Source organism: Roseibium sp. LAB1, from assembly GCF_054658235.1.
In genome coordinates, this window is sequence record NZ_BAAGIB010000009.1 from 1 (window position 1) to 13,433 (window position 13,433).

Annotated in this window: 9 protein-coding genes; 1 reads left to right on the forward strand and 8 read right to left on the reverse strand. The window is 59.6% G+C overall.

Annotated features, from left to right (window positions below; genetic code table 11):
* Positions 1-413 precede the first annotated feature (413 nt).
* The 6 genes from ACYQ54_RS27305 to ACYQ54_RS27330 all read right to left on the reverse strand — a co-directional run bounded on the left by ACYQ54_RS27305 (position 414) and on the right by ACYQ54_RS27330 (position 9,389).
* Entirely contained in the window at positions 414-1,760 is a 1,347-nt protein-coding gene (locus ACYQ54_RS27305) for a TRAP transporter large permease (protein ID WP_460088075.1), read from the reverse strand.
* The gene (locus ACYQ54_RS27310) at positions 1,726-2,301 is read right to left on the reverse strand and encodes a TRAP transporter small permease subunit (RefSeq protein ID WP_460088076.1); all 576 of its coding nucleotides are present in this window, start codon (positions 2,299-2,301) and stop codon (positions 1,726-1,728) included. The genes ACYQ54_RS27305 and ACYQ54_RS27310 overlap by 35 nt, the downstream gene beginning before the upstream one ends.
* A 194-nt stretch (positions 2,302-2,495) precedes the next feature.
* Positions 2,496-3,635, reverse strand: coding sequence for a TRAP transporter substrate-binding protein (locus ACYQ54_RS27315; RefSeq protein WP_460088077.1), 1,140 nt, complete (start codon positions 3,633-3,635; stop codon positions 2,496-2,498).
* A gap of 409 nt (positions 3,636-4,044) precedes the next feature.
* Entirely contained in the window at positions 4,045-7,218 is a 3,174-nt protein-coding gene (locus ACYQ54_RS27320; RefSeq protein ID WP_460088078.1) for an efflux RND transporter permease subunit, read from the reverse strand.
* A 123-nt stretch (positions 7,219-7,341) separates the two neighbouring features.
* On the reverse strand, positions 7,342-8,532 hold the full coding sequence (locus ACYQ54_RS27325) for an efflux RND transporter periplasmic adaptor subunit (protein ID WP_460088080.1): 1,191 nt from the start codon (positions 8,530-8,532) through the stop codon (positions 7,342-7,344).
* Positions 8,533-8,591: 59 nt separating this feature from the next.
* Complete coding sequence (locus ACYQ54_RS27330) at positions 8,592-9,389, reverse strand: alpha/beta hydrolase fold domain-containing protein (protein ID WP_460088081.1); 798 nt, start codon at positions 9,387-9,389, stop codon at positions 8,592-8,594.
* Between the two features lie 167 nt (positions 9,390-9,556).
* On the opposite strand from ACYQ54_RS27330, the gene ACYQ54_RS27335 reads away from it, so the two are divergent.
* Positions 9,557-10,471, forward strand: a complete 915-nt coding sequence (locus tag ACYQ54_RS27335) for a LysR family transcriptional regulator (protein ID WP_460088082.1) — start codon at positions 9,557-9,559, stop codon at positions 10,469-10,471.
* A 30-nt stretch (positions 10,472-10,501) separates the two neighbouring features.
* On the opposite strand, the gene ACYQ54_RS27340 is transcribed toward ACYQ54_RS27335, so the two are convergent.
* A complete protein-coding gene (locus tag ACYQ54_RS27340; protein ID WP_460088084.1) occupies positions 10,502-11,800 on the reverse strand; it encodes an NAD(P)/FAD-dependent oxidoreductase in 1,299 nt (432 codons plus the stop codon).
* 8 nt (positions 11,801-11,808) lie between these two features.
* Entirely contained in the window at positions 11,809-13,431 is a 1,623-nt protein-coding gene (locus ACYQ54_RS27345) for a GMC family oxidoreductase (protein ID WP_460088086.1), read from the reverse strand.
* Positions 13,432-13,433: the final 2 nt, after the last annotated feature.

Consider the following 13,433-nt stretch of genomic DNA (forward strand, 5'->3'; position numbering starts at 1 on the left):
GCATCTTGGCGACGTCGAGCCTGACATCCAACGGTCCACCCAAACGACGGCAATGCCACACGAAGAAGAGCAAAAACTAACCTAAGCATCACAACAAAACCAAAAAAGCCCCGCACAAATAACTGGCGGGGCTTTTGGCGTCTCTAAACCACCACTGAAACCTAAGCCGTCGCCGGCAAGAAACGGCCCAAGGTCGACATCATCTTTTCAAGCATATCTTCCTTAACGATAAGCGGCGGTGAAAGCGCGATGATGTCTCCCGTTACGCGGATCAGCAATCCCGTCTCAGAACTTGAAACAAAAACTTCGTAAGCCCGTTTGCCGGGCGAACCCGCGCGGGACTCAAGTTTGATCCCAGTAGTCAAACCAATCGTGCGCCGCATCCAAATGAATGAATGCGGCACGCCTTTGAGCTACAGCATCCAGGTCGTAATTCCCGGGAAGAAAAGCAGGATTGCCAGGACGAAGAGCTGCAGCACGATAAACGGCAGCAGGGCTCCATAGATGTTGCCGAGCGTAATGTCCGGTGGCGCGACGCTTTTCAAGTAGAAGGCTGCTGGTCCGAATGGGGGGGTCAGGTAGGAGACCTGCATGTTGACTGCGAACAGGATGCCGAACCAGATCGGATCGTATCCAAGCTGGACAACGATCGGTACGAAGATCGGTAACGTCAACAGAGCGATCCCGATCCAGTCCAGGAACATGCCAAGGACGAGGAGGATCAGCATCATGAACAAGATGACGACCACTGGCGAGGAGTCGAGACCAAGCATGACGGCTGAAACAAACCTGTTGCCTCCCATTAGGTTATAGACACCAACCAGAACGGCTGCCGCGATCCCGATCCATATGATCATGCCGCAGGTTTCCAGCGTGTGAACCAGACTTTCCTGCAACATGCGGGTGTTCAGTTCCCTGCGCAGCAGAGAAATGATCAGCACCGATGAGACCCCGAGTGCGGCGGCTTCGGTGATGGAGGCAATACCTCCGTAGATCGAGCCCAGAACCGCCACCACGATAAAGACTGGCGCGATGAGGGACCGGATAGCACTGCCAATGGTTTCCTCAGCCCGTTCTTCCACGGAAATTGGTGGTCCGAGGTCCGGATTTCGGACGCAGCGGACAAGGACATAGGCGATATAGCAGCCGAGCAGCATCAGTGCGGGGGTGACGGCGGCAACAAAGAGGTCGGCAATGGACACACTTGCCACAAGCCCATAAATGATCAGAACGATAGAGGGTGGCATCATGGTCCCAAGCGAACCGCCTGCACAAACGACCCCGATTGACAGGTCGCGGTCATAGCCGAGCCGCAACATCTGGGGCAATGCCAGAATCCCCAGAAGGACAATTTCACCACCGATGACGCCGGACATGGCGGCCATCAGGGTGGCAACGATCAGGGTTTGAACGGCGACACCTCCAGGCAACCGTCCTGCGAGCACGCGCATTCCGTTGAAAAGATCCTTGGCAATCCCCGATCTGTCGAGCAGTGCGGCCATCAGGATAAACATTGGAATGGCGACGAGAGAGTATTCCGTGATGAAACCGAAGATGCGGGCGGTGACCAGCGGAAGTGCATTTCCGCCGAACCAGCCGAACGTGAATATAAGTGCAACGAGTCCTGTCACCCAGGCCAGAGGCTGACCTGTAAGCAGCAAAACGAAAATGCTGCCAACAAGCAGAAACGTGCCGTATTCAATTCCCAGTTCGTTGAGACCCATCTCATTTGCCTCCGCGTTCGCTGTAGGCAGCGTCATCGCCGCGGATTGCCTTGATCAGATGCATCAGGGTCTGAACGAACATCAGGCACACACAGATCAGGATGATTATTTTCAGCAGCGCCGGTGTCGGCGGGTTCCAAGCCGTTCCCGTGCCTTCCAGATGGATTTCGCCATTGGGCCTGTGAGTGGCCTTCCAGGCCATTGTCGCGCCTGCGTATCCGAGACCTGCAAAGAAAATCATCGCGATCACAGAATTCACGATGTCCAGCCATCGCCGGACCCCGGGCGAAACCGTGTCATAAATCATGCGTACGCGAATATGCTTGTCGCGGGCGAGCGCTACGGGACCGCCAATCAGGAAGATGGCCGCGATCAGGAAGGTCGTGCTTTCGTGCGCCCAATAGGTTGGGCTGTCGAAAACATAGCGGGCGATAACCTCATATACGCTGATGGCAAACGCCAGAAAGATGGCCCAGGAAAAGAGCTTGGCGGACCCGGCAATGAGCCGGTCGAGGCCGGTTCGCAGGTTGGCTTGGCCATTCTCTTCCAGGTCACTCACGTCCGGACTGTCCGACATGGCTTCTTCTCCCGTCGTGCGGTTGGCAAACTGTTGAGGGAATTGGGGGATGGCTACCAACCTTGGCTGGCAGCCGCGATCCGTCATCTCGCTTCACCCGGCCCGGAAGAAAAACAAGGTCAGGTGAAACAAGGTCATGCCGCTCCCGGGCCCTTGAGGCCGGGAGCGGCTGCGTTAAAGGGAAGTTGCCCAGATCAGAGCTGGTTCCGGCCCTTCAGATAAGCGACCACCGCATCGTAGTAACGCTGGGTGAGGTCGTTTTTGCCGGCCCAGTTTTCCCACTCTTGTTGAGCGATCCTGCGGAACTTTGCCCGCTCGTCGCCGGACCAGTTGACAATTTCGATCTCCGGGTTTGCCTTCGCTTCCTCGACCGCGGCCGCATCGAGTTTGCGAACGGAGTAAACGTGATCGAAAATGAACTTGTCGACGGAGGCGTTCAGGATGGCCTTGAGGTCGTCCGGAAGTTCATCCCAGATTGATTTGGTCATCGAAATGTCGATCAGCGGCAGGGAGTGAAAGCCCGGATACAGCGGATAGTGGGCAACGTCATTCATGCCCTGAGACTGATTGGTTGCAAAAACCGTGTAGTCGGCCGCCTGGACGACGCCCTTGTCGAGAGCCGTGAAAACTTCGGAACCCGGGAGGGCAACCGGAGACGCACCTGCCTTGGAAAAGATCTCGTAGACCATGCCTTCCGGTGCGCGCATCTTGACGCCCTTCAGGTCTTCGACGGAGCGGATCGGAACGCTGGAGACGAAAGCTTCCGGCTCGGTCGCCGCGGCTCCGATGAAATGGACGCCATAGGGCTCGACCAGTTCCGCGTAAAGCTCATGACCGCCACCGGATTGCATGAACCCGATCAGTTCGAAGGGGTCACTCCAGGCACCAACCAGGTTGCCCATCATTGCAAAGGCGGGGTCCTTGCCGGCGAAATAGCTCGGGTCGGTCAGATGGCCCTGCAGGATGCCGGAGCCAACAGCGTCAAGCGTATCGGTATGCGGTACGACGGCACCAATCGGCAAAATCTCGATCGCGATCCGGCCTCCTGACATTGCCTCGACGCTTTCAGCCCATTTCTGCTTGTTGATAAAGCCCGGTTCACCGGCAGTTTCGGAAGTCTGGAAAGTCCAGTTGTAATCGGCTGCCATCGCCGCAGCTGGTGCTGAAAGCACCGACAATGCAAACAAGCCTGTGAGAATTCCGGTCTTCAGCGCGGACAAGCTTCCAAAAGGCCCGACGTTCGCCGACGTTTGCCTGATACGGTTTGCAAGGCGCTGAAATTGCACGCCGCCGCGCGGCGCGTTCATGTCTTCGCGAGTTCTATTCGATTGCATGTTTTCCTCCCACATACATCGCCACTTTGTTGGTTCTCCCAACGCTAGGCGTTTCACGTTACGCGGCCAGGAACCAAACGTGACAGGTTAATTCACGCATTCCATTTGCGGGAACCCGCAATTTTAGTGTTGGTGTGGACCTGGCTGTCAATGGATATGCCGTGCCTTGTCAGCGTCGCAGCTGTCCGCGGCGACGATCTTTGGGGGCAGCGTTCAGGTTTTCCCCTGACAGGAGGCGGAGCAGGCGCTTCAACCGGCAGCAGCTGCGCGTCGATTAAACTGGGCCGTTCTGCGAGAACCTGGTCAATAGCAAAACACCCCGGAAACGAATGTTTCCGGGGTGTTTTGGCGTCACGAGTTTCGCGGGACGAGCCCGGTCTGTTGCGGTGATTACATCCGCGTCGTTGATCTAGGCTTCCTGCAGCTCGGCAGTTTCCTCGTGCTGTACAAGCGGCCGGTTGCCCGAGAGCTTGCGCACCAGCACGTAGAACACCGGTGTCATGAAGATGCCGAAGAAGGTCACTCCGATCATGCCGGAAAAGACTGCCACACCCATGGCGGCCCGCATCTCCGCGCCGGCACCGGTTGACAACACCAGCGGCACGACGCCCATGATGAAGGCCATCGAGGTCATCAGGATCGGCCGCAGGCGCAACCGGCTGGCTTCAACTGCCGCTTCAACGGGCGAGCGGCCCTCGAATTCCAGTTCCCGTGCGAACTCCACGATCAGGATCGCGTTTTTCGCCGAGAGGCCCACCAGCACCACCAACCCGATCTGGGTGAAGATGTTGTTGTCGCCCGCTGTCAGCCAGACGCCTGTCAGGGCAGCCAAAACACCCATCGGAACAATCATCACGATCGCCACAGGCAGCATCAGGCTTTCATACTGGGCGGCAAGCACCAGGTAGACCAGAAGCAAGGCCAGCGGGAAGACGAGGAACCCGGAACTGCCGGCAAGGATCTGCTGGTAGGTCAGGTCGGTCCATTCGAAGGCGATGCCCTTGGGCAGGGTTTCTTCCGCGATCCGCTCAACCGCGGCCTGGGCCTGGCCGGAGGAATAGCCGGGTGCCGGGCCACCGTTGATGTCTGCCGCAAGGAAGCCGTTGTAGCGGGTTGCCCGTTCCGGCCCGGTGGTCGCCTCCACCTTCAAGAGAGCGGAGAGCGGGATCATCTGGCCCGTGGCGGAGCGGACTTTCAGCTTGCCGATATCGTCGGCATGCGCCCGGTACTGGGCATCGGCCTGTACCCGGACACTGTAGGTGCGTCCGAAGGCGTTGAAGTCGTTGACATAAAGCGAGCCGAGATAGATCTGCAGCGTCTCGAAAACATCCGTTACCGAAACACCGAGCTGTTCTGCCTTGGTTCGATCAAGGTCTGCGTAAAGCTGCGGCACGTTGATCTGGAAGCTGGAGAACAGCCCCGCCAGTTCAGGTGTCTGATAGGCCTTCGCCAGGAAGGCCTTGTTGGCGGCATCAAGCGCCTGATATCCGAGCCCGGCCCGATCCTCGATCTGCAGCTTGAAGCCGCCGGTCGTGCCCAGGCCCTGGACAGGCGGAGGCGAGAACATGGCGATGAACGCGTCCTGGATGCCGCCGAATTTCTGGTTCAGCTGCATGGCGATGGCGTTGCCTGACAGCTCCGGTGACTGGCGTTCCTCGAAATCCGTCAGGGTGGCGAAGACGATGCCGGCGTTGGACGAGTTGGTGAAGCCGTTGATCGACAGGCCCGGGAAGGCAATGGCGTGTTCGACGCCTTCCTGTTCCATGGCGATCTCGCTCATCCGGCGGATGACATCTTCGGTCCTGTCCAGCGTGGCGGCGTCCGGAAGCTGGGCAAAGCCGATCAGATACTGTTTGTCCTGTGCCGGAACGAAGCCGCCCGGTACGGTGGTGAACAGGCTGTAGGTCGCCCCCGCCAGCACCATGTACACCAACATGACAATGGTCTTGCGGGACAACAGGCCGCCGACGCTCTTGCCATAGGCGTTGGAGCCGGCGCCGAAGGCCCGGTTGAAACCCCTGAAGAACCAGCCGAACAGGAAGTCCATCACCCGGGTCAACCAGTCCTTGGGCGCGTGGTGATCCTTCAGGAGAAGGGCAGCCAGGGCCGGGGACAGGGTGAGCGAGTTGATGGCCGAGATCACGGTAGAGATCGCGATCGTGAGTGCGAACTGACGGTAGAACTGGCCCGAGAGCCCCGTGATGAAGGCAAGAGGCACGAACACGGCCACCAGCACCAGCGCGATGGCAATGATCGGGCCGGAAACTTCCTTCATGGCCTTGTAGGTTGCCTGGCGCGGGTTCAGTCCGTTCTCGATGTTTCGTTCAACGTTTTCCACGACCACGATCGCGTCATCGACCACGATGCCGATGGCCAGAACAAGTCCGAACAGGCTGAGTGCATTGATGGAAAAGCCGAAGACATACATGACACCGAAGGTGCCGATGATAGACACGGGAACCGCGATCAGGGGAATGATCGACGCACGCCAGGTCTGCAGGAACAGGATCACGACGAGAACCACCAGCACCACGGCTTCAAGCAGCGTGTCGACGACCTTCTCGATGGAGGAACGCACGAATTTCGTGGTGTCGTAGACGATCTCGTATTTGACCCCATCGGGCATGGCGACCTGCAGCTCGTTCATGGTCTCGACCACAGCGTCGGAGATCGCGATGGCGTTGGAGCCGGGGGCCTGGAACACGGGAATGGCGACGGCGGGCTTGCCGTCGAGCAGGGAGCGCAGGGAATAGTCGGCCGCGCCAAGCTCGATCCGGGCGACGTCGCGCAGCCGTGTCACTTCACCGTTTTCACCGATGCGGACAATGATGTTGCCGAATTCTTCCGGGGTCTGCAGACGGCCTTGCGCGTTCACGCTGAGCTGTACGTCGACACCCTCAAGATTGGGCGAAGCGCCGATGATGCCGGCGGCAGCCTGCACGTTCTGTTCGCGGATGGCGTTGGTGATGTCACTGGCTGCCAGATTGTGTCCGGCCGCCTTTTGCGGATCGACCCAGACGCGCATGGAATAATCGCCCGAGCCGAAGACCTGCACCTGGCCGACACCCTGAAGACGGGCCAGCCGGTCCTTGATGTTGAGAACGGCATAGTTGCGCAGGTAGGTGATGTCGTAGCGATTGTCCGGCGAGGTCAGGTTGACGACCATCATCAGGTCGGGTGAACTCTTCACCGTGGTCACACCCAGATTTCGAACTTCCGCAGGAAGGCGTGGTTCGGCCTGGGAAACGCGGTTCTGGACAAGCTGCTGCGCCTGGTCGGGGTCGGTGCCAAGTTCGAAAGTGACCGTGAGGGTCATGACACCGTCCGAGGTCGCCTGGCTGGACATGTAGAGCATGCCCTCGACGCCATTGATCTGCTCTTCCAGCGGGGTTGCCACCGTTTCGGCAATGACTTTCGGGTTGGCGCCAGGATAGGCGGCGCGCACGACAACGGATGGCGGCACCACTTCGGGGTATTCGGAAATCGGTAGCGCGCGCAGGCCGATCAGGCCGGCGATAACGATGAGGACGGACAGCACACCGGCAAAGACCGGGCGGTCGACGAAGAATCTCGAGATATTCATATCCAGGCCCTTTCCGGTCGGAAATCGGGGCAACAGGTCCCCGGCCGGTGGCGAGGCCACCGGCGATCATGACTTGAATTGTTGGGAAGGTCGGGTGGAGCGCTCTGCGTCCCACCCGTTCACTCAGTTTGCAGCGGCGACGTCGTTTTCCAGCTGCGGATCGACAAGCGCGCCCGAGCGAATGCGTTGCAGGCCATTGACCACGATCCGTTCACCCGGCTCGAGACCACTGTTGATGATACGCGCGCCTTCTGCCGTCCGGCCAAGGTCGACGGACCGGTATGCCGCCTTGTTGTCGTCGCCAACGACGTAGACATATTTCTTGTCCTGGTCCGTGCCGATGGCGCGTTCGCTGATCAGGACTTTCTGTTCCGGTCTGGGCTCACCCATGCGGATGCGCACGAACTGGCCCGGGATCAGCCTGCCGCCCGGATTGTCGAAGACGGCCCTGACACCAATGGTGCCGCTGACGGCATCTACCTGGTTGTCGACCAGCTGAAGCTTGCCTTTCACCGGGTGTCCGGCGGTTGCCGAGGTTTCGATTTCGACCGGGATCATGTCCAGAGGTGGCACGGCTCCGCCGGTGTCCGGCAGTTCCGCCAGGACCCGCGAGACAAGATCTTCACTTGCATTGAAGCTTGCATAGATCGGATCGACGGAGACAAGCGTGGTCAGAGCCGGTGATGCAGAACCCGCGGCAACCAGATTGCCGACGGTGATCTCGATCTTGCCGACACGGCCGGATACGGGGGCCAGCACCTTGGTGTAGCCGAGCTCCAGCTTGGCGGACCTGAGGGCTGCCCTCGCTGTTCTGAGGTTCGCCTGCGCCTCGGCGTAGGTGTTGCGGCGCTGGTCGAGCACGCTTTGGGAAATGGTCCGGTTCTTGATCAATTTGTTGCCACGATCCAGCTCCAGCTTGGCCAGGTTGAGCTGCGTTTGCGCCAGTTCGACCTGACCTTCTCTTTGGGCGACGGCAGCTTCATAAGGAGCCGGGTCAATGGTGAAGAGCAGGTCACCTGCTTCCACCAACGCGCCTTCGCGAAAGTCCACGGACAGGATGGAGCCGGCCACGCGGGAGCGGATCTGCACCCGGTCAACGGCTTCGAGCCTGCCGGAGAAATCTTCCCAAACGGTGATTTCGCGGGACTTGACCTCGGCAACGGTCACCGGCACAGCCGGGATGGCAACCGTGCCGCCAGCGGCCGTTGCCGGGGTGCTTGCCGGAAGGTTCATGATGAGGACAGCGGCTGAAACAGAGACAGCAACTGCCAGACTGGCGCCCGCCAGGGCCCAGCGCTTGCTTCGTGATGTCATTGGTCTCTCCTTGAAAGCCCTGCCGGAAACACAATGACCAGAAGGGCTTGGGTATTAATTCAATGAATGCTGACGGACTGCACGAAACTGGAAAACTGTGCGGTTACTGTCTCTTGCCAGGTCGAGGCCTGATCCGTCTTTCCGCCGTAGAGTGATGGCCAGCCTGCCCCGGCGGGGAGAACATGCTGGTGAACTTCAACGCCTGCGTTCTTCAGGCAGGTCGCAAAGCCGAGTGTTTCGTCTTTCAGCGGATCGTCCTGCGAGGTCAGGACGAGCGCAGGTGCGACGCCGGTCAGGCGCGAGCACATGCAAGGGGCCGCATAGGGGTGACACATGCCGGTGCTGAGATAGTGGCTCCAGCCATCGGCCCAGATATCCTTCATGCCGAACTCGCCGGCTTTCTGAAACGATGCGGAACCCATGAAGGGGTCGAGCAGGGGCGACAACAGGATCTGCCCGTCTAGTTCATCGGCGAAGTGATCCCGGGCCTTCAGGGCGACCGCCGCGGCAATGTTGCCACCAGCCTCGACGCCGCCGACCAGAAGCAGGGATTTGCGGTTCCCCAGACCGGCGCGTTTTTTCGCCAGATAGGAGAAGATCGAAAACCCCGTTTCCAGCGGCTTCGGGAAGACGCTGCCAAGCGGCACGTTATAATCCGGCATCACGACAATCGCGCCGGTTTCGGCGATGATATGCGCGACTTCGCTTTCCTGCGGTACAGTGCCTTGAAAAGCACCACCATGAAAATAAATCAGGACCGGTGGCGACTTGCTGTATTCGGCGCCCTGGTAGACACGTGCGGACACGGGGCCGATGGCCACCTTGTCGAGTGTCATATCCTTGATCTGCACCGTCATTTTCAGCGCCGTTCCATATCCGTTGATTAAGGGATGGCAGCGTCCACCAGCCCTCTTGCTTGTCCAATAGGTATTGTTGTTCCAACTCTGGAATAAGGGGTGTATTATTGATTTCACTATTCGAAATTTCGAATAATAAGCCTATTTTTTGATCAGGACGCCCAGAAATGGATCAATTGTCTGCCATGCGTGCCTTTGTAAGGGTGGTTGAAACGGGAAATTTCACGCGCGCTTCGGATTCCCTGCAGATGCCGAAGGCGACGGTCACCAACCTGATCCAGAATCTTGAAAAGCATCTGCAGACCAAACTGCTCAACCGGACAACGCGGCGCGTGATCGTGACGACCGACGGGGCGCTTTATTATGAGCGAGCCGTTCAGATCGTCTCGGAAGTCGATGAACTCGATGCCAGCCTGTCCCAGGCGCAAAGTACTCCGGGAGGGCGTTTGCGTGTTGAAATGTCCGGTGCCTTTGCCGACTGGTTCGTGATCCCGGCGCTTGGGGGGTTTTACGAAAAATTTCCCGATATCCGGATCGATCTGGGAATCGGCGACAGGACGGTCGACTATCTTGCGGAAAATGTCGACTGCGCCCTGCGCGGCGGCGCGCCTGCCGATCAGTCGCTGATTGCACGGCGGGTGGCGGAGGTTGGCCTGACCACCTGCGCGGCAGCATCCTATCTCGAACGGGCTGGAACTCCGGAAAGCCCGGCGGACGTGCAGGCGAACCACTATTGCGTCAACTATTTCGTAGCAGCCACGGGACGCACACTCCCGTTCACCTTCCGAAAGGACGGCGAGGAAATTCTGGTCGACGGGCGGTATCACTGCTCGGTCAACGATGCCCGCAGCTATGTCACGGCCGCCGTCGCCGGACACGGCATCGCGCAACTGCCGGACTTCATGGTGCGAAAGGAACTGGAGCGAGGGGACCTTGTGCCGCTCCTGGGCGAATGGTCCACCGACACCATTCCCCTTTATATCGTTTATCCGCCAAACCGGCACCTTTCGAACAAAGTACGCGTTTTCGTCGACTGGCTGGTTCGCCTGCTTGCTGATGTGCCAGCGCCGAACAACGCCTAGGCGGATGACGGAGGCGGTTCTCGTTCGGGATCAGATCCCGAACCTGTCCCGCAGCCGGTAGACGAGCACGGAGGGGGCCAGGAACCAGGGATTGCCCTGATAAAGCGGCCGTGTCGGGAAGGGAATGTTCTCGAAAGCGGAAGGGGACTTTTCCAGGCCGGCTGCCTTGCGTCCGATGCGCATGCCGAGATAACTCGCCATGCCGACGCCGGACCCGCAATAGCCGCCCGCATGGAACAGGCCCTTGTCTTCACCTGCGTGGGCGAGCGTGTCGAAGGTATAGCCGACAAAACCCATCCAGGCGTGGCTGATCCGCACGGAGGCAAGCTCGGGGAAGAGGGCGGTCATGTCGCGGTGGAGCTTGAGCGCGCTGTTGTGCGGGTCGGTTTCGCTCAGGGACACCCGGCCTCCGAAAAGGACACGCTTCCGGTCGGGTGACAGCCGGTAGTAATAGACCAGCTTCCGGGTGTCGGAGAGGACCCTGTCCGTTGGAAACAGCCGGTCGATCGTTTCGCCTGGAATTTCTTCCGTTGCGATCACGTAGGAGCCGATCGGGATCAGGCGACGCTGAAGCCAGGGTGAAAGCGGGCCGGAATAGCCGTTGGTCGCCAGAATGACCTTGCCCGCCTTGACGGGGCCATCGCTTGTCAGAACCTTGAAACCCGACGTCTCTCGTTCGAGCGACACCACCCGGCACTTGCCCCGCACCAGACCACCTTCGGCCAGAACCTTGTTCAAAAGCGAGGGGTGATAGCGAGCAACATCGATGCTGCAGTGATGGGGATAGACGATACCGCCGTGATAGGCGTCCGTGCCCAGCTCTTGCGCCATATCGTCTTTGGAAACCATGAAGGTGTCCGCCTTCCACACCGGGTGTCCGGCGGCGCAGTCCCTGGAAAGGCTTTCGTAGAGATGCGGCTTGTGGGCGCCGTGGAACCGACCGGTTTCCCGCAAGCCAAGCTCAAGTCCATCTTCCCTTGAAAGCTGGTGCATATAGTCGAGCGATGCCTGGCCTTCCTGGCAGAGCCGGGTGGCCAGGTCGTTGCCGTAACGTCCCGTCAGGCTGGAAAAGGAAGGCTTGAGGCTGGTCGAAAGCTGGCCGCCATTGCGCATGCTGCAGCCCCAGCCGGGGTCTTCCGCATCGAGAACCAATGTGCCGAGGCCTTCGCGCGCGGTCTGGAGCGCTGCATTCAGGCCGGTATAGCCGCCGCCGACAACCAGCACATCGACTTCCGAAGGCAGGTCGGTATCGGGAAGGGTGACTTTCGGAGCAATGTCCTGCCAATAGGGGGTCGTCTTGAAGTCGTCCGCAAAAAGAGCCTGTGTCATCGGTTCCCTCACGCCGCTCTCGTGTCTTCCAGGATCAGATCGGCGCCTTTTTCGCCAACCATGATCGCAGGTGCATTGGTGTTGCCGGAGGTGACCGTCGGGAAGATCGAGGCATCGACGACCCGCAGACCGACGACCCCATAAACCTTCAGGCGCGTGTCAACGACATTGTCTTCCGGCGTCGGTCCCATGCGGCAGGTGCTGACGGGGTGGAAGACTGTGGAACAGCGGCTGCGCACATCTGCCAGCATGTCCTCTTCAGTCTGGACACTTGGGCCGGGGGTGATTTCCTCGTCGATGACCGATTGCAGCGCCGGGCTCCGGGCGATCTTTCGCATCAGTTTGCTGCCTTCGATCATCTCCGTGAGGTCGCGATTGGTGCTGAGCGAGTTGGGGTGAATCTCCGGCATGTCGAACGGGTTGGCCGAGCGCAGGCAGATGTGGCCGCGGCTGGTTGGCCTCGTCGGCTGGAAGCCCAGCAGAAAGCCGGGGAAGGGGTCCGGGTTCATCAGCGGGCGTTTGCCCTTTGGTGCCTTGGTGTAGCTGACCGGCGAAAAATACAGCTGGATGTTCGGCCGTTCGCAATCGGGATTGCTTTTGACGAACCCGCCGGCCTGGTTGACGCTGAGCGACAGGGGGCCGCTGCGGGTCAAGACATAACGGATGCCCTGGGCGAGCTTGCCCCACCAGGGGTAAAGCTGCTGGTTCAGTGTCGGAACCCTGGAGCGGTAGAGATAATCCAGACCGAGATGGTCCTGAAGGTTCTTGCCGACTGCGGGACTGTGCAAGGTGGTCGCAACGCCTTTGGCCTGCAGGTCGGTACCATCGCCGATGCCGGACAGCATCAGGATCTGCGGGGAGTTGACCGCGCCTGCACTCAGGATCACTTCCCGGCGGACCCTGACGGTCTGTTCGGTGCCACCGCGACTGTAGACGACGCCTGTTGCCCGGCCGTTCTCGACGACGAGGCGGGTTGTGTGGGCTCGCGTCAGGATGGAAACATTCTGCCGTTTCCGGGCGCGGGAAAGATAGGCGCGGGCGGTCGACATGCGGAACCCGTTTTTCGCGGTTATCTGGTAGAGCCCGACACCTTCCTGTGTCTTGCCATTGAAATCCGGGTTTCGATGGAAGCCGGCTTCCTCGCTGGCGGTCAGAAAGTTTTCGCACAGCGGATGGACGTCCTTGTCCATGGATGAAACATAGAGCGGACCATCCCCGCCGCGATAAGCGTCTGCGCCGTTGCAGTTGGTCTCCGACCGTTTGAAATAGGGCAGGACGTCCTGCCAGCCCCAACCGGTGTTGCCGAGAGCCTTCCAGTCCTCGAAATCTGCATGCTGGCCACGGATATAGACCATGGCGTTGATCGAGCTGGAGCCGCCGAGCACCTTGCCGCGCGGCCAGTAGCCGGACCGGTCGTTCAGGCCGGGATCCGCTTCGGTGTGGTACATCCAGTTGAGGTTCCGGTTGTAGAAGGCCTTGCCGTAGCCGATCGGCATCCAGATCCAGAAATTGAGATCGGAGCCGCCGGCTTCCAGAATGCAGACGGTGTATTTACCGTCTTCCGACAACCGGTCGGCAAGCACCGAGCCTGCCGAGCCCGCGCCGACAATGACAAAGTCGAACTCCGCCATGA

Coding starts and splice junctions, on each gene's coding strand:
- ACYQ54_RS27330 (WP_460088081.1), bottom strand. CDS start 9,389: ATGACGGTGCAGATCAAGGATATGACACTCGACAAGGTGGCCATCGGC.
- ACYQ54_RS27320 (WP_460088078.1), bottom strand. CDS start 7,218: ATGAATATCTCGAGATTCTTCGTCGACCGCCCGGTCTTTGCCGGTGTG.
- ACYQ54_RS27310 (WP_460088076.1), bottom strand. CDS start 2,301: ATGTCGGACAGTCCGGACGTGAGTGACCTGGAAGAGAATGGCCAAGCC.
- ACYQ54_RS27340 (WP_460088084.1), bottom strand. CDS start 11,800: ATGACACAGGCTCTTTTTGCGGACGACTTCAAGACGACCCCCTATTGG.
- ACYQ54_RS27325 (WP_460088080.1), bottom strand. CDS start 8,532: ATGACATCACGAAGCAAGCGCTGGGCCCTGGCGGGCGCCAGTCTGGCA.
- ACYQ54_RS27345 (WP_460088086.1), bottom strand. CDS start 13,431: ATGGCGGAGTTCGACTTTGTCATTGTCGGCGCGGGCTCGGCAGGCTCG.
- ACYQ54_RS27305 (WP_460088075.1), bottom strand. CDS start 1,760: ATGACGCTGCCTACAGCGAACGCGGAGGCAAATGAGATGGGTCTCAAC.
- ACYQ54_RS27335 (WP_460088082.1), top strand. CDS start 9,557: ATGGATCAATTGTCTGCCATGCGTGCCTTTGTAAGGGTGGTTGAAACG.
- ACYQ54_RS27315 (WP_460088077.1), bottom strand. CDS start 3,635: ATGCAATCGAATAGAACTCGCGAAGACATGAACGCGCCGCGCGGCGGC.